Below are 15,799 nucleotides of genomic sequence, written 5' to 3' on the forward strand. Positions count from 1 at the left end.
GTGCCATCAGCATGGCATAGATAAGCAGGGTCAGACAATATCGCATCGTATTTTCCTGCCGATTTTTTTGCTCAGTAATTCCTGCGCCTCAATCGCGATATTCCAGCCGTGGCGTTTCAGGATACGCGCGCCTTCTGCGTACGACATGATCGATTGCGTCAGGTCTTCCGGCGACGTGCCGTTGACGTGGCAGACGATAGGCTCGTCGAGCGTGCCGTCCGGCTTGAAATAGCGTACCGTTTCTTCGAATTCCGTGTACGAGTATTCGTCGGGCATGCCGACGCAATGCCCGAATTCATGCGCATACGTGGTCAGTGCCGTTGCCAGCGACACGTTCATCACGTCGCCGGTCACGTTTTCGCGGTCATAGCGCTTGTGGATCTGCAGCGTGTAATGCTGATTCTCGTCGACCCAGAGGACGCGGAAAACCACGGGCAACACTTTTTGTCCGCATTGCGGATCATTGATTTCAAGCCGGAACTTGTTGTTCCAGTTGCCTTCGATGCCGGCCGTCGCGTTTTTCTTCGCCAGCGCCACCACGTTGGCGCGCTGCTTGACGCGCAGCGCCGCCGATTCCGTGCCCTTGTCGCTCTCTTCCAGCGCCTGTCCTGCGGCGTCCAGTACCGTGATGGCCTTGAAGCGCACTTCCACCACCACCGGACCGTCCGATTTTGACGGCACGTACAGCTTGAACCAGATCCTGTCCTTGTATTTGTGCGGCGTGCCGTCGTGCTGGTAAGGCTGCGCATAGCGGCCATACGAGGGACCGGCGATTTCCTTTTCGTAGTCCTCGATCCAGCAGGCCGGCAGCTTGACCAGCACTTCCTTGCGGCGCTTGTTGTCCACCGGCGTGGTGCTGGAGTCGCCTGCCGGCTTGTATTTGGGTTCCGGCGGGGTGCTGGCCCTGGCTGCCGGCTGCCCTGGCGAACCTGGCACCGGCGCCGGTGCGGAAGAGGGGGCGGATGCCGGTGCCGGTGCCGAACCTTGGCCGCCCACGGTTTTCAGCAGCTCGATCACCAGCGCCTCGGTGGCGGCGGCCGCAATCACATGCGTCAAGCCCTTTTCGTCGGTCATGCCGCTCTCATAGCTGCCATCTTCGCGCTTGATGCGGTAGGGCTGGCGCGGCATCGCTTCGCCCGTGTCGCGGTCGCGCAGCACAAAGCCTTCATCGAACAGCTTGATGCGCGTGTCCGGCAGCGCCGGCAGCACGCCCGCCGCACTGGCGCCGCCGTTGAACACGTGCTGGCCACCCTTGACCGTGAAGTTGCCGGGACAGGTAAACGTGATATTGCCGCCTTCAAGCGTGATCGACGATTGCCCGGCCTGCAGCGTGATCTTCTGATTGGCCTTGATGTCGATGCAGTCGTTGACCGAGATCACGGTAATGGCCTTGTCGGCCAGGATTTCCAGTTGCCCCGTATGCGCCTGCAGCGATACGGGGCCGTTCGCGGCAATCGCCTGGATGCCTCCGGTGTGGGTAAACAGCCCTTGCGCGCTGGCCGACACGGATGAATAGGTGTGGCCGGCCGTCATGTGCAAGTCCGCTTGCGTCGTCCAGTGCAACTGCTGGGCGGCAAACACCACGGTCGAGCCGGGCGTGGCCCAGTTGATGCTGGCAGGCGCTTCCATCAGTACCAGCGGCTGGCCGAACTTTTCCACCGGCTGGTCGGCGGCCAGCTTGCGCTCGCCTGCGCTGGCCTTCAGTGCTTCCTGACCGCCCACGCTCGCTTGGTATTTGCCATCCTGCTGCGGATCGATCTGCTTGATCAGGTCCAGCTGGGCCTGTTTCGCGTCCTGGCTGAACAGGGCGGTTTGTTGCTGTGCGGCCTCTGCCAGCGACGTGTTCAGTTCGGCCGCGCCTTTCAGCTGGGCCAGCGCTTCCATGGTGTCGAGCTGGGTAGAAGCAACGCCCGCGCCAGTCTGTGCGCGGGCGGTGGTCGAGATGAGCACGCCTTCGCCGCCGCGCAGCACCGTCCAGGCATCGGTGCGCAGTTCGAAACCGCTGCCGCGGTAACTGCCGCGCTGGGCCGTGTTGGGGCCCTGCTGTACCAGGTAGCCGAGGTTCAGCTGCGTGGCCGCGCTGCTTGTCGCCAGGCGGGTGCGCAACTGGCCCGGCGTGTCGTCGATCACCCACTGGTTATAGCCGCCGCCATCGAAATTGTGGCTGTGGATGCCGGAAATGACACCGGCGTGATTGACGTCCGAGCCGACGCCGGCCGCATACGGTGGCGCGTCGCTGCCGGTATAGAGCTGGGCCACTACCAGCGGACGGTCCATGTCGCCTTCGATGAAGTCGACCAGCACTTCGGTGCCGATGCGCGGCGTAAATTGTGAACCCCAGTTCGGGCCGGCCAAGGCTTCGGCAACGCGCACCCAGGTGCCTGACGCTTCATTGCCGGGTGCGTTGCCCTGTTGATCCGTGTTGTGCGCCATGCCGCCCGGATTGGCGGCGCCGCCCCGTTGCCAGGCGAACTGGATGCGTACCTGGTGGTCGCGCCCGGTGGTCGCCACGCTGTCGGGCAGGCCGACCACCAGCGCCGTTTGCGGCCCCAGTGCGCTGCTGGCCACGCGCGCGGCGGTGGCGAGCGGCACGATGGCCACGCTGGTCCGCGCGCAAGCAAAGGTATTGCGGTAGGTGCCGGCCTCGAGTTGGCCATCGAGCAGGCTGGCGACGTCGCTCAGGCTGGCCACTGCCGACAGTTTCGACAGTAGCGCTGTCAGCGCGCCGCCGGCCGGCCCCAGGTTGTTGCGTGCTTCGTGCTCGACCCAGAGCACGGTGAACTGGTTGGCGCCATCGGCATAGTGTTCGTGCTGCAGCAGGTTAAAGGCGTGGCCGGCCGCCATGCGCCGCACCGCGCCAGCGCCCGTGAATTGCTTGTTATCCAGTTCCAGCGCCTGCAGCATGCGCAGGCCGTGCGGATCGGCCGCCGTGCTGTCGGCATAGCGCCGTTCGCCGGAGCCATCGTACAGGGGCAGGGGTGGCAGCTCGCCCGCCTGCAGGCTCGAACTGTGTTCGGCGGCCGGCGCCGCCAGTTGCTGCGGGTCCCAGCTGCTGATGCCGACCGCATTGGGCCGCACCTGGCGCCGCGCGCTGAAGCTGTCGATGGTGTCATCGGTATCGCTGGCGCGCACGCCGTGAAAGCGCAGGCCAGCCACGCCCGGCGTCGGCGGCGCGACTGCCTTGCTGTCGAAAATCACGAGCTTGTGCTTTGCCTGCTGCGCGTTCTGTTGTTCGCCTTGTTGCGCCGCGCCATCCTCCTGTTCGTGCTCGAAGCGCCAGCTCAGGCCTTCGAAGGCGAGCACGCGGGTCAGGAAGGCCAGGTCGCTTTCGCGGTATTGGGTCCAGACGGGGCGTGGCGCCAGTTCCTGGCTGACATCGAATTCGAAACGGACCTGCGGATAGTCGCCGAGCAGCTCCGTGATGAGGTCGCGCGCGTTCTTGTCCTGGAAGATATAGCTGTCGCGGCGCAAGCCCAGCAAGGCCAGGGCAGGCTCGAGGCGCAGCCGGTAGCGCGCCACGCCGCCATCGGCGCCGGCAAAGCCGCAGTCGGTGCACAGTCCGTGCCAGGCGCGCCAGCTGCCGTCGGGTTGCAGCAGCTTGAGCGTGATTTCTTCCCCGAGAAAGCTGGCCAGGTCCAGGCCCGCCGCCGTGCTCAAGGCATCGACCTCGAAGCGGAACAGCTCATTGACCGCCTCGCGGCCCGTCATCCGCTCGGCCATCAGCGATTCGGGCTGGTTCGATTCCTGCGCCGTGGCAAGCGTGATCAGCCGCGCATGCTGGGACAGGCCGGTGCCGAACACCCCCAGGGCGGCCTCTGTCGTTGCCGGGCCGCTCATTAAGGCAACGTGATGGTCAGGTTGGCCGTGCGCGGCGCCAGTTTGACGATATCGCTGTAGGCGTTCATCTGCTGTTCGGTGTTTTTGGCCAGCATGGTGCGCAGGCCCAGGTAACCGAGTGCACAGATCAGCGCGAATATCGAGCACAGCACCCACAGCGGCACGTCGTTGCGCAACTTGTGCGCAATCTGGTCGGGGCGTTCCGCATGTGGTGCAAAGCCGGCTTTCTTGCCCTTCATCTGGGCGATCTCGTCACCCAGGCGGGCCGTCAGGTAGGCCAGTTTTTCCGAGCCTTCCAGGATGTACCGCCCCTGGAAGCCGAGCAGCAGGCACATGTGAAACACTTCCAGCGCCTGCAGGTGGGCGCTGCCCCGCGCGCGCAGGGCTTCGAGACGGATGAAGAAATTCTCGCCGGCCAGCTGGTCGCCGAACAGCACCAGTTGCAGCGGGCGGCGCGCCCAGTCGTCGCGGATGGCATACGGCGAGCGCAGGATGATTTCGTCGACAGCCGCGCAAAATGCATATTTGGCGGCATCGATATCGTCGGCCGAGGCCGCATGTTTTTTCGCCGCGTGCCCGAATTCGTCGAGAAACTGCGTCATCTTTCTGATGAAGTCGGCATTGTCTTGCGGGCCGCTGCCGTTTTTCAGCATGAACAGCGCGTAGAAACCGTCGTACATCAGGTCCGTCAGCGTGTGTTCCGTACCCGGGCCGGCAGGTACGCTCGATGCGTAAGCGGCGGAGCCGCCGGACATCAGGGAGGGGGCGTTTGCATTCATCGTTTATCTTCAGGAAGTAATGGCGACAAGTTCAAGTTTCAGATCCCGCATGCCGGACGGAACGTAGATCGAAATCGACTGGGCCTGCAGCATGCGGTCGTACATCTGGCCCTTCGCTTCGATGGTGAAGTAGTACGTATCGGGCCGCACGGGCACGGCGGCCGGCACTTGCGGCGTGTGATGCAGGCGCACGCCGGGCAGGGCCGACAGCACGAATTTTTCCACATCGTCGGGCGCGCCGATCTTGAAGCGCAGCGGTACCACGTCCACCAGTTCCACGCCCGGCAGGTCGGCCGAGACGCCCAGGTAAAACGCGGTCTTGTCGTCGATCTTGCCCGAATCGAGCTTGCCGTGATGGTAAGACGGCTTGATTTCGGTCAATGCAATGGCGAAATATTTTGACGAGATCACCGTGTCGAGCAGTTCGCGGATGATCGCGTGCAGGCGCGCGAACGACGGCCCCGGATCGGTGTGCTGGTAAGCCGGCAGGTCGGCCAGCGCATGGGTTTTCGAGAACGTCATCAGCGCGCCGGCCAGGGCCAGCAGCGCTTCGTACAGGCGCTCCGGGTGCAGCGCCGGATGATGGAAGTAATGGCTGAGCGAGGCGAAGGCTGAACTGGCCGTGTGCAGCAGCCAGAACGAAGACATGTCGCCGGAGCGAAATTCGATCACATTCTTGCTCGGCTCGCGGTGGTGGCCGTACAGGGCGTTGACCTTTGCCTGCAGCGCATCGATCAGGCGGCGCAGTTGCAGGAACAGCAGCGGGGCGCTGCGGATCGACAGGCTCGGCGGCACGAACGACGGGTCCGGCTCGAAGCCGCCCGTCGACAGGCGCCGCAGGCGCAGCAACGGAAAATTCACATACGAATCGCGCGGTTCCGATTCGGCCACCAGGCGCAGCGATTTTTGCAGGTAGGCCAGTTCGGCCTGCGCCGCATGGGTGTACAGGTCGGGCGTTTCCAGGTTGGTCTGACCGTAGCGGGCTGCGCTATTGGTTTGGTCGGGCGCGGCAAAGTTGCCGCCGAAGTGTTTGAAGGCGGGCAGGGCGGCATAAAACGTGACGGTTTGCTGTGATTGCAGCAGCTTGCTCAGGTCCAGGGCTTCGGGCAACTCGTCGGCGCCGGGAGCGTTGTAGATTTCGCCATCCTGGAACACCAGCGACAGTTCCAGCAGCCGCAGCGTGTTATTGCTCAGCGCATCGCGGTCGATCTGCACGTGATTGACACCCCAGGCGTAGGGATGCAGCGCCTTGATGCTTTCGTGCAGGCGATGTTCATGGTACCGGTCTTGCTGCTGGAAGTGCTGGGGGCGCAGAAACAGACCTTCACCCCATAACAATTTGCTTGTAATGCTCATCGATTGCCCTTTTTCCCGAGGAAGTAAAAGCGCGGAGAACGCTGCCGCTCCCGGGCTCTTTTGCAGCGCGATCGGCGCCTTGCAGGTGCGTCCGATCATTCAATCTTTGCAATAAGAAATTATGTGCTTTTTTCGCAACTGCAACAACATTAACATTATCTGGAAGAAAGGCGCGTACGGTACGTTTCCCGCATGGTGCCTGCCTTTGCGGCCGATCGGATTGTGAGTTTTCGCGTATTTTCTATTGAACGGAGTCAATATTCAATCCGTGTTAGTCTCGCAAAAATAAGAATTTGGCAACTATAAATTGCAAGTTTTTTAATGACCGCGTCATCTTTTTTTTTGAGGGAAATCAGACCATGTCTCGCCAATTCACACTCCATTTTTTTGCCGCGGTCGCTTGCGCATTGACGCTCAGTGCCTGCAGCACCGCACCAGCGGTCAAGACGGCGCCGCCGCCGCCCTCGCTCGACGATCTGATGGCAAAGGCGACCCAGGCTGCCAGTTCGGGCAACAACGAAGCGGCCATGGGTTTGTGGAAACAAGCCGCTGTCGAATTCCCAGCCGATAAGAATCCATGGGCCCGCATGGCGCAGACCCGCTATGAGGCGGGCCAGTACGGCGACGCCATCATCAACGCCCAGGAAGTGCTGGTGCGCGACCCCGCCGACAAACTGGCCAACAGCGTCATTGCGATCAGCGGACTGCGCCTGTCGACGCGTGCATTGGCCGACCTGAGCCGCCAGAACAACCTGTCCGGCCCGCTGCGCACCGAATCGCAGGATCTGGCCAAGCTGTTGCGCGAAAGCCTGGGCGAAACCGTGCTGGTACCGGCACCGGCCGCGGCGCAGGCGCGCGACAAGCAGCCGGCGCGTCCGCCGCGCAAGGGACAGAGCAAGACTGCTGACAGCAGTGCCAATCCCTTCGATGGTTTGAAGTGAAGCTGAGGCAGTAGCAATCTACCAGGGCATCGCGGATGCCGCCGATTACTCGTGAAGGGATGTGTCATGTCAAAAAAAGAAAGTGTTCAAAAACGCCTGCAAAAGGTCCGGCCGCCACGCGTGCAGATGACGTATGACGTGGAAATCGGCGATGCGATTGAAAACAAGGAACTGCCCTTCGTGATGGGCGTCGTGGGCGACTTCGGCGGCAATTCGGAAGTCGAGCAGAAACGGCTGAAGGACCGCAAGTTCATCGGCATTGACCGCGACAATTTCGACGAGGTGCTCAAGGGCGTCGAGCCGCGCGCCGCGTTTGGCGTCAGCAATGAGCTCAGCGATGACGGCGGCCAGTTGCGCGTCGACCTGCGCTTCAAGTCGCTCAACGACTTCCGTCCCGAGGCGGTGGTGGAGCAGGTGGCGCCATTGCGCCGCCTGCTCGAGGCGCGCACCAAGCTGGCCGACCTGCGCAACAAACTGGCCGGTAACGACAAGCTGGAAGATATCCTGAACGACGTGCTCAACAGCACGGAAAAGCTGGCCCAGCTGGAACAACAATCCACCGCCAAGAAAGACTGATCCCATGTCCGCTCAACTGACCCCCGCGTCCGGCGCTGCCGCGACCACCGATATCGGCTTGCTTGACCAGATCGTCGAACAAAGCAAGGTTGCCAAATCCAGCGTCGAGCATGCACGCGCCAAGGACCTGATTTCAGAACTGGTCAGCCAGGTGATGGAGGGCACCGTGGTGGTGTCGGACAACCTGGCGGCCACCATCGATGCGCGCGTTGCCGAGCTGGACAGACTCATTTCGCGCCAGCTCAGCGTCATCATGCATGCGCCCGAATTCCAGAAGCTGGAAAGCAGCTGGACCGGCCTGCATCACCTGGTCGATAACACGCCCACTGGCACCAACCTGAAGATCAAGCTGCTCAACGCCACCAAGCGCGAGCTGGTGCGCGATTTCCAGAGCGCGCTGGAATTCGATCAGTCGACCATGTTCAAGAAAGTGTATGAGGAAGAGTTCGGCACTTTCGGCGGTGCTCCATTCGGCGCGCTGCTGGGCGACTTCGAATTCACGCGCCAGCCCGAAGACATGTATTTCCTCGAACAGATGTCGCATGTGGCCGCTGCAGCCCACGCGCCCTTCATTTCGGCCGCATCGCCCGAGCTGTTCGGCCTCGAGAGCTATTCCGACCTCGGCAAGCCGCGCGACCTGGCCAAGGTGTTCGACACGGTCGAATATGCGAAGTGGAAGTCGTTCCGCGAATCGGAAGATGCGCGCTACGTCGGCCTCACGCTGCCGCGCTACCTGGGGCGGCTGCCGTTCAATCCGGCCGACGGCGCCACCGTCGACGGCTTCAACTTCGTCGAGGATGTCGATGGCACCAACCACCAGAAATACCTGTGGTGCAATGCCGCCTATGCCTTCGGTGCCAAGCTGACGGCGGCCTTCGACGATTACGGCTGGTGTGCGGCGATCCGCGGCGTGGAAGGCGGCGGCCTGGTCGAAGACTTGCCGACCCATACCTTCAAGACCGACGAGGGCGAAGTGGCGCTGAAATGCCCGACCGAGATTGCGATTACCGACCGCCGCGAAAAAGAGCTGAGCGACCTCGGTTTCATTTCGCTGGTGCATTGCAAAAACACGGATTACGCGGCGTTCTTCGGCGCCCAGTCGGCGCAGAAGGCCAAGAAGTACAACACCGATTCCGCCAATGCGAATGCGGTGCTGTCGTCGCAGCTGCAATACATCTTTGCCGTCTCGCGCATCGCCCATTACATGAAGGCGATGATGCGCGACAAGATCGGCAGCTTTGCCGCCGCGTCCAACGTCGAAGATTTCCTCAACCGCTGGCTGATGCAATACGTGCTGCTCGACGATAACGCCAGCCAGGAGCAGAAGGCCCAGTTTCCATTGCGCGAAGCATCGGTGCAGGTGTCGGAAGTGCCTGGCCGTCCGGGCGTCTACCGGGCGATTTCCTTCCTGCGTCCCCATTTCCAGCTCGATGAGCTGTCCGTTTCACTCCGTTTGGTCGCGGAGCTGCCGCAATCGACCAAATCCTGATTTTTTCATAAACAACCGAAAGGAATGACATGGCAATCGACGTTTACTTGCAAATTGATGGTATCAAAGGCGAATCCACCGACACCTCCCACAAAGATTGGATCGAATGCAAGTCGGTCCAGTGGGAAGTACTGCAGCCGAAGTCCGCCACCGCCTCGACGGGCGGCGGGCATACCGCCGAACGTACCGAGCACAAGGATATCGTGGTCGCCAAGCTGGCCGACCTCGCCACGCCCCTGCTGCTGCAAAATTGCTCATCCGGTAAAACGATCCCGAAAGCCAAATTCGAATTCCTGCGTGCTGACGGCCAGGGCGAGCGCATCAAGTACTTCGAGATCGAACTGGAAAACGTGCTGATCAGCAGCGTGGCGCCGTCCGTCGCGGCTGGCGACATCCTCGGCGAAAATGTGTCGATCAAGTATTCCAAGGTCAAGTGGAAATACACGCAGCAAAAAGTCGGTGGCGGCTCAGGCGGCAATACCTCCGGCGGTTGGGATCTGTCGGCCAACAAGACGATTTGATCGGCAACGGCCCTTGCCGGATGAAGCCGTTCCGGCTAGCCGCCGACGGTGACTCCGGCTTGTGCCTGCGTGACTGATGCTCCTGAATCAAAGGGCCGCCGCAGGCCGCCCTTTTGTTCCTTCCCACTGCCAATGACGGGATACCGATGAAGGGTTTTACGCCGGGATTGTTCGACCGCCTGATGGACACGCCTGTCCAGGGCGCTTCCAGTAGCACCGTCTCGCGCCTGTCGCTGGAGGATTTGAAAGACACCGTGGCGCGCGACCTGGAGGCGCTGCTCAATACGCGCACCGTGATACCGGAAGCGCTGCTGAAAAAATTTCCCGAATGCGGCCGCTCGATTGTCACCTACGGCCTCAATGATTTCGCCGGCCTGAGCCTGTCGAGTTCCGATGACCGCGCGTATATCTGCCAGTGCCTGGAAAAGGCCATCGCGCGCCATGAGCCGCGCCTGCGCAGCGTGCGCGCTTCGCTGGAAATCCAGGAAGGCTCGATCAACCGCCTCAATTTCGCCATCACCGCGCTATTGGTGGTGCACTCGGCCCAGGAACCCGTCAACTTCGACGCCATCCTGCAGCCGTCCAGCCTGCATTACACGATCAGCAAGGCGCGCCGTGCGGCGCAAGGAGCCTGAACTTGGAAGAATTATTACCGTATTACGAACGTGAACTGGGTTTCCTGCGCCGCTATTCGCGCGAGTTTTCCGAGCGCTACCCGAAGATCGCGGGACGGCTGCTGATCGGCGGCGAAGTCTGCGAAGACCCGCATATCGAGCGCATGATCCAGTCCTTCGCGCTGCTCAATTCGCGCATTTCGAAACGCCTCGATGACGATTACCCGGAATTCACCGAGGCGCTGTTCGAGGTACTGTATCCGCATTACCTGCGGCCGTTTCCTTCGTGCTCGATCGCGCGTCTCGACTACAGCGGCGCGGCGGCGCAATTGACGGCCGCCACCGAGATTGCGCGCGGCACCGAACTGGCGACACGCCCCGTCAAGGGCGTCGCGTGCACGTTCCGCACCGCGTATCCCGTTACCGTGGCGCCGCTGGCGCTGACGCATGCGGCGTTTGCCGCCATCATCGACGCGCCCGAGCAGGTGCAACTGCCGCCAAACGCCACCTCCAGCGTCAGCATCGTCATCGAAGCGACCGCCGATCAGATCAGTCTGGCGCAACTGGGTGTCAAAAAGCTGCGCGTATTCATCGACGGCGAGCCTTCGTTTTGCGCGGCGCTGCGCGACGCGCTGTTCATGCGCACGCTCAAGGCCTATGTGGAAGCGGACGACAGCGGACGCTGGAGCGCGCTGGCGCAGATCCCCGTCAGCGCCGCCGGCTATGCCGAGGACGATGCGCTGATCCCGTTTTCGGCCCGTTCGCATCCGGCCTACCGGCTGCTGACCGAATACTTCTGTTTTTCCGAAAAATTCAATTTTTTCGACATCGACCTGGCCGCGCTGTGTGCGCCGCTGCCGTCCGGCTGCCGGCGCATCACCTTGCACCTGGCCCTGGCCGGGCTGCGCACGGATTCAAATACCGCGCGCATGCTGGGCACCATGTCGACGAATAACCTGCTGCTGGGCTGCACGCCGGTGGTCAACCTGTTCCGGCTGCGCGGCGAGCCGATCCGGCTGACGCATACGGCCGCCAGCTATCCGGTGCTGGCCGATGCGCGCCGCGCCTACGCCTTCGAGGTGCAGGCCATCGAATCGGTCAAGCTGGTGCGCCAGACGCCGCAAGGGGAGTCGATCACGGAATTTCGCCCGTTCTATTCGCTGCGCCACGGCCAGATGCCGGCCAGGGATGGCCATTACTGGGTGATGCGGCGCGATGACACCATCAGCGAGAAAAGTCCCGGTTACGAGACCGAGATTTCCATCGTCGACATCGATTTCGATCCGGCCGCGATTGAAACCGATACCCTCAGCCTGGAGCTGAGCTGCACCAACCGCGACCTGCCGGCGCAACTGACCTATGGCCTGCGCGGCGGCGACCTGTTTCTGGAAGGCGGATCGAGCGTGCGCAGCATCCACTTCCTGCGCAAGCCGACGGAATCGCACCGCTTCGAGCGGGGGCGCGGCGCGCACTGGCGCCTGATCTCGCACCTGTCGCTGAACCATCTGTCGCTGTCGGGCAGCGGCCTGGAAGCGTTCCAGGAAATGCTGACCCTGTATGACTTGCCCCGCTCGGCGACCTCGCAACGGCAGATCAGCGGCATTGCGGCGATCGACCACAAGGCGGCCAACGCCTGGCTGCCCGGCAATCCCTTCGCCTGCCTGGTGCGCGGCCTGGAAGTGCGGCTGACGCTCGACGAGGAAGCGTTTGTGGGCAGCGGCATCCATGCGTTTGCCCATATCGTCGAGTGTTTTCTCGGCCTGTACGTGCATGCCAACAGTTTTACCCAACTGGTGGTGCTGTCGAAAAAATCGGGAGAGGAGTTGTTGCGATGCAAACCACGCAGCGGCGATTTGAGCCTAGTGTAATCGAGCGCCTGTTCGCCGAGCCTTACCGCTTCCAGTACTTCCAGGCGGTGCGCATGCTCGAACTCTGGCTGGTTCGCAACGGTATGGCGCGCGAGGGCGCGGTGGCCAACTACCTGCGCTTTCAAAATTCGGTGTCGCTCAATTTTGCGCCCAGCCAGCTTGAAGCGGTGCAGGCGGAACCGCGCGAGCTGGGCGCCCTGGCGGCCGACATGCGCGCGCTGGGCGAGGCCGTGCGGGGCGGCGAACTGAAATACGTCCGCATCACGCCTGCCTTCATGGGCTTTCTCGGCGTGGCCGGCGCGCTGCCGGCCCACTACACCGAACGCATCGCCGCGCACCAGCTGTACGAAAAGGACGAAGGACCGCGCGCCTTTCTCGACACCTTTTCCAGCCGGGCGCTGGCGCTGTTCTACGAAGCGTGGCGCAAGTACCGCCAGGAACTCAAATACCAGCTCGATGGCAGGGACAAGTTCCTGCCGCTGTTGCTGTCGCTGGCGGGCCTGGGCCATGCGTCGCTGCGCCAGCGCCTGTACGACGACGGCGATGGTGTACTCGACGAGTCGGTGGGTTTTTTTGCGGCCGCCATGCGGCACCGGCCGCCATCGGCGGTGGCGATCGGCCAGGTATTGTCGGCCTATTTTGGCCAGACCATCAAGGTGACCCAGTTTGTCGGCTGCTGGTACGACGTGCCACCCGACCAGCAAAGCAGTCTGGGTGGCATGAACGCCATGCTGGGTTCGACCGCGCTGGTCGGCGCGCGCGTCTGGCAGCGCGACTTGCGCATGCGGCTGGTGGTCGGACCGCTGGCGCGCATGCATTTCGACGCCTTTCTGCCGGGCGGTGCGGCGGCGCGTGCGCTGGAAAAAATGCTCACCATGTTTACCGGCCTGTGCCTCGAATACGAAGTGCAGCTGGTGTTGCGCGCCGAGGATGTGCATGGCGTCACGCTGGAGCAGCCGCGCAGCGGCGGGCGGCTGGGCTGGGACAGCTTCCTGATCACCTCCGGCGCCGCGCAAGACCGTGGCGACGTGCGCTACGAACTGCATGCGCTGGCATGAATCATCTTTTCTTTTTTTCCGTTTCCACACAAGGACCTTTGCCCCATGAGCATCAACCTCAAGACGCTGATCAGCAAGCTCAATGACACCAGCCGCACCGCCGCCACCCGCGCCGCCGGCATCTGCGTCGGCCTCGGACAATACGAGGTCGACCTGGAACACCTGTTCCTGGCCCTGCTGGAACAGCCGGCCAGCGACTTTGCGCTGATCGCCCGCCACAGCGGCATCAGCGTCAGCATGCTCGAAGCGGACCTGCAGGCCGAAGTGGCGCGCCTGCAGACCGGCAATGCGCGCACCCCCGTGTTTTCTCCCAGGCTGCCGAAGCTGTTCGAGAACGCCTGGCTGATCGCGTCGCTCGACGTGCAGGCCGGCCGCCAGACCAGCATCCGCAGCGCCCATCTGCTGCAGGCGCTGCTGACCGACCCGGAGCTGGCGCAGCTGGCTTACCGCGGTTCGAAACTGTTCAACAAATTCAAGCTCGACGACCTGAAGCACAACCTCGACAAGGTCACGCAAGGCTCGCAGGAGGCGGCAGGCGCCCCGGCTGCCGATGGCGAGGCGGGGGAGGGCGGCGATCCGGTCGGCGAACTCGAAGGGCGCGCGGCCGCGTCGAAAACCCCTGCGCTGGACCAGTTCACCACCAACCTGACGGCGCGCGCGCGCGATGGCAAGGTCGACCCGGTGATCGGGCGCGATGCCGAGATCCGCCAGGCGATCGATATCCTGATGCGCCGCCGCCAGAACAATCCCATCCTGACGGGCGAGGCGGGCGTGGGCAAGACGGCCGTGGTCGAAGGGCTGGCGCTGCGCATCGCGCAGGACGACGTGCCCGATGTGTTGAAGGGTGTCGAGATCCATACGCTGGACATGGGCCTGCTGCAGGCTGGCGCCAGCGTCAAGGGCGAGTTCGAGAACCGCCTGAAAAACGTCATCGACGAAGTCAAGAAAAGCCCGCACGCCATCATCCTGTTCATCGACGAAGCGCATACCATGATCGGCGCCGGCGGCACGGCCGGCCAGAACGACGCGGCCAACCTGCTCAAGCCGGCCTTGGCGCGCGGCGAGCTGCGCACGATCGCCGCCACCACCTGGGGCGAGTACAAGAAATATTTTGAAAAAGACGCCGCGCTGGCGCGCCGCTTCCAGGTCGTCAAGATCGAGGAGCCGAGCGAGGAACTGGCCTGCGCCATGTTGCGCGGCATGGCGCCGCTGATGGAAAAGCATTTCAATGTGCGCATCTACGACGAAGCCATCACCGAAGCGGTACGGCTGTCGCACCGCTACATCATGGGCCGGCAGCTGCCCGACAAGGCCATCAGCGTGCTCGATACCGCCTGCGCCAAGGTGGCGCTGGGCCAGAACGCCACGCCGGCCCTGCTGGAAAACCTGGTCAAAAAGCTTGACCGCATCGATGCCGAAGTCGCCACGCTTGAGCGCGAGGAAAAGAGCGGCGGGAACCACCCGGTGCGCCTGAAGGACTTGCGCGCGCAGCGCAGCACGGCTGCCGGCGAGCATGCGGCGCTGGCCGCGCGCTGGGAAAACGAAAAGACCCTGACCGGGAAGGTCAAGGCGGCACGCGCGGAGCTGGAAAACGCCGGTGCGAAACCGGACGCCAGCCAGGCTGGCGACCTGCAGGCCTTGCTGAAGGACCTGCGTGCGCTGCAGGGCGAAACGCCGATGGTGCCGGTGCAGGTCGACGGCCACGTGGTGGCGGAAATCGTCGCCGGCTGGACCGGCATCCCGCTGGGCAAGATGGTCAAGGATGAAATCCGCACGGTGCTCAAGCTGAAGGATATGCTGGAAGAGCGCGTGCTGGGCCAGTCGCATGCGATCGAGGCGGTGGCGCAGCGCGTGCGCACCTCGCGCGCCAACCTGGACGACCCGAACAAGCCGAAGGGCGTGTTCCTGTTCGTCGGCCCGTCCGGCGTGGGCAAGACGGAAACGGCGCTGGCGCTGGCCGACGTGCTGTATGGCGGCGAACGCAAGCTGATCACCATCAACATGAGCGAATACCAGGAAGCGCACAGCGTATCGGGCCTGAAAGGCTCGCCGCCCGGCTATGTCGGTTACGGCGAAGGCGGAGTGCTGACCGAGGCCGTGCGGCGCAACCCGTACAGCGTGGTGCTGCTCGACGAAGTGGAAAAAGCCCACCCGGACGTGCTCGAACTGTTCTTCCAGGTCTTCGACAAGGGCGTGATGGAGGATGCCGAAGGGCGCGAGATCGACTTTAAAAATACCATCATCATCCTCACTTCGAACGTCGGTTCGAGCATCCTGATGCAGGCCTGCCTGAATGTGGCGGCGGCTGACCTGCCGACGCCGGAACAGCTGGAGGAAAAGATCCGCCCGCAACTGGTGAAGACCTTCAAGCCGGCTTTCCTGGGACGCTTGAAAGTGATCCCGTTCTATCCGATCTCGGACGATGTGCTGGTCAATATCATCGGCCTGAAACTGGGCAAGATCGCCCAGCGCATCGCGGCCAATCACAAGGCCGAATTCAGCCACGACGAGGCGCTGGTCGAGGCCGTGCTGGCGCGCTGCACCGAAGTCGATTCGGGCGCGCGCAACGTCGACAACATCCTCAACGGCACCGTGCTGCCCGAGATCGCCGAGTCGGTGCTGGCCAAAATGGCCGAAGGCGCAGCGATCACGAAAATCAAGGTCAGCGCCAGCAAGCAGGGGCAGTTCAAGTACACCATCAAGTAAGCATGCGCACGCGAAGCAACATGGCTGCGTCGGCAGGCGCAGCGTCACTCAAGG

11 protein-coding genes are annotated in these 15,799 nt (G+C 62.9%); 8 read left to right on the forward strand and 3 right to left on the reverse strand.

Annotation, left to right across the window (positions count from 1 at the left end):
• Positions 1-30 precede the first annotated feature (30 nt).
• From tssI to tssK, 3 genes are read right to left on the reverse strand one after another with little or no spacing between them, the layout of a single operon-like run.
• Positions 31-3,837, reverse strand: a complete 3,807-nt coding sequence (tssI, locus tag CSQ91_RS04660) for a type VI secretion system Vgr family protein (protein ID WP_099387498.1) — start codon at positions 3,835-3,837, stop codon at positions 31-33.
• On the reverse strand, positions 3,837-4,616 hold the full coding sequence (gene icmH, locus CSQ91_RS04665) for a type IVB secretion system protein IcmH/DotU (protein ID WP_034777796.1): 780 nt from the start codon (positions 4,614-4,616) through the stop codon (positions 3,837-3,839). The genes tssI and icmH overlap by 1 nt, the downstream gene beginning before the upstream one ends.
• Before the next feature lie 9 nt (positions 4,617-4,625).
• Positions 4,626-5,972 (reverse strand): type VI secretion system baseplate subunit TssK, encoded by a 1,347-nt coding sequence (gene tssK, locus CSQ91_RS04670; protein ID WP_099387499.1) that lies wholly within the window; start codon positions 5,970-5,972, stop codon positions 4,626-4,628.
• Between the two features lie 359 nt (positions 5,973-6,331).
• Here tssK and CSQ91_RS04675 point away from each other — a divergent pair, with 359 nt between their 5' ends.
• The 8 genes from CSQ91_RS04675 (at position 6,332) to tssH (ending at position 15,745) form a co-directional block, all read left to right on the forward strand.
• On the forward strand, positions 6,332-6,913 hold the full coding sequence (locus CSQ91_RS04675) for a tetratricopeptide repeat protein (RefSeq protein ID WP_257217219.1): 582 nt from the start codon (positions 6,332-6,334) through the stop codon (positions 6,911-6,913).
• Between the two features lie 66 nt (positions 6,914-6,979).
• Positions 6,980-7,489: a type VI secretion system contractile sheath small subunit gene (gene tssB, locus CSQ91_RS04680; RefSeq protein WP_034777800.1), complete on the forward strand. Its 510-nt coding sequence runs from the start codon at positions 6,980-6,982 to the stop codon at positions 7,487-7,489.
• Between the two features lie 4 nt (positions 7,490-7,493).
• Complete coding sequence (gene tssC / locus CSQ91_RS04685; RefSeq protein ID WP_034777802.1) at positions 7,494-8,978, forward strand: type VI secretion system contractile sheath large subunit; 1,485 nt, start codon at positions 7,494-7,496, stop codon at positions 8,976-8,978.
• A gap of 29 nt (positions 8,979-9,007) precedes the next feature.
• Complete coding sequence (locus tag CSQ91_RS04690) at positions 9,008-9,499, forward strand: Hcp family type VI secretion system effector (RefSeq protein ID WP_034752191.1); 492 nt, start codon at positions 9,008-9,010, stop codon at positions 9,497-9,499.
• Positions 9,500-9,645: 146 nt separating this feature from the next.
• A complete protein-coding gene (gene tssE, locus CSQ91_RS04695; RefSeq protein WP_034777804.1) occupies positions 9,646-10,134 on the forward strand; it encodes a type VI secretion system baseplate subunit TssE in 489 nt (162 codons plus the stop codon).
• A 2-nt stretch (positions 10,135-10,136) separates the two neighbouring features.
• Positions 10,137-11,981 (forward strand): type VI secretion system baseplate subunit TssF, encoded by a 1,845-nt coding sequence (gene tssF, locus CSQ91_RS04700; protein ID WP_099387500.1) that lies wholly within the window; start codon positions 10,137-10,139, stop codon positions 11,979-11,981.
• Positions 11,945-13,039 carry a type VI secretion system baseplate subunit TssG gene (tssG, locus tag CSQ91_RS04705; RefSeq protein ID WP_099388562.1) on the forward strand — a complete coding sequence of 365 codons (1,095 nt, stop codon included), beginning with the start codon at positions 11,945-11,947 and terminating at the stop codon, positions 13,037-13,039. Before tssF ends, tssG begins: the two co-directional genes overlap by 37 nt.
• 45 nt (positions 13,040-13,084) lie before the next feature.
• Positions 13,085-15,745: a type VI secretion system ATPase TssH gene (gene tssH, locus CSQ91_RS04710; RefSeq protein ID WP_099387501.1), complete on the forward strand. Its 2,661-nt coding sequence runs from the start codon at positions 13,085-13,087 to the stop codon at positions 15,743-15,745.
• Positions 15,746-15,799: the final 54 nt, after the last annotated feature.

Origin of the sequence: Janthinobacterium sp. BJB301, from assembly GCF_002735685.1 — a bacterium.
In the GTDB taxonomy this organism is placed as follows: Bacteria; Pseudomonadota; Gammaproteobacteria; order Burkholderiales; family Burkholderiaceae_D; genus Janthinobacterium; species Janthinobacterium lividum.

Coding starts and splice junctions, on each gene's coding strand:
- tssI (WP_099387498.1), bottom strand. CDS start 3,837: ATGAGCGGCCCGGCAACGACAGAGGCCGCCCTGGGGGTGTTCGGCACC.
- icmH (WP_034777796.1), bottom strand. CDS start 4,616: ATGAATGCAAACGCCCCCTCCCTGATGTCCGGCGGCTCCGCCGCTTAC.
- tssK (WP_099387499.1), bottom strand. CDS start 5,972: ATGAGCATTACAAGCAAATTGTTATGGGGTGAAGGTCTGTTTCTGCGC.
- CSQ91_RS04675 (WP_257217219.1), top strand. CDS start 6,332: ATGTCTCGCCAATTCACACTCCATTTTTTTGCCGCGGTCGCTTGCGCA.
- tssB (WP_034777800.1), top strand. CDS start 6,980: ATGTCAAAAAAAGAAAGTGTTCAAAAACGCCTGCAAAAGGTCCGGCCG.
- tssC (WP_034777802.1), top strand. CDS start 7,494: ATGTCCGCTCAACTGACCCCCGCGTCCGGCGCTGCCGCGACCACCGAT.
- CSQ91_RS04690 (WP_034752191.1), top strand. CDS start 9,008: ATGGCAATCGACGTTTACTTGCAAATTGATGGTATCAAAGGCGAATCC.
- tssE (WP_034777804.1), top strand. CDS start 9,646: ATGAAGGGTTTTACGCCGGGATTGTTCGACCGCCTGATGGACACGCCT.
- tssG (WP_099388562.1), top strand. CDS start 11,945: ATGCAAACCACGCAGCGGCGATTTGAGCCTAGTGTAATCGAGCGCCTG.
- tssH (WP_099387501.1), top strand. CDS start 13,085: ATGAGCATCAACCTCAAGACGCTGATCAGCAAGCTCAATGACACCAGC.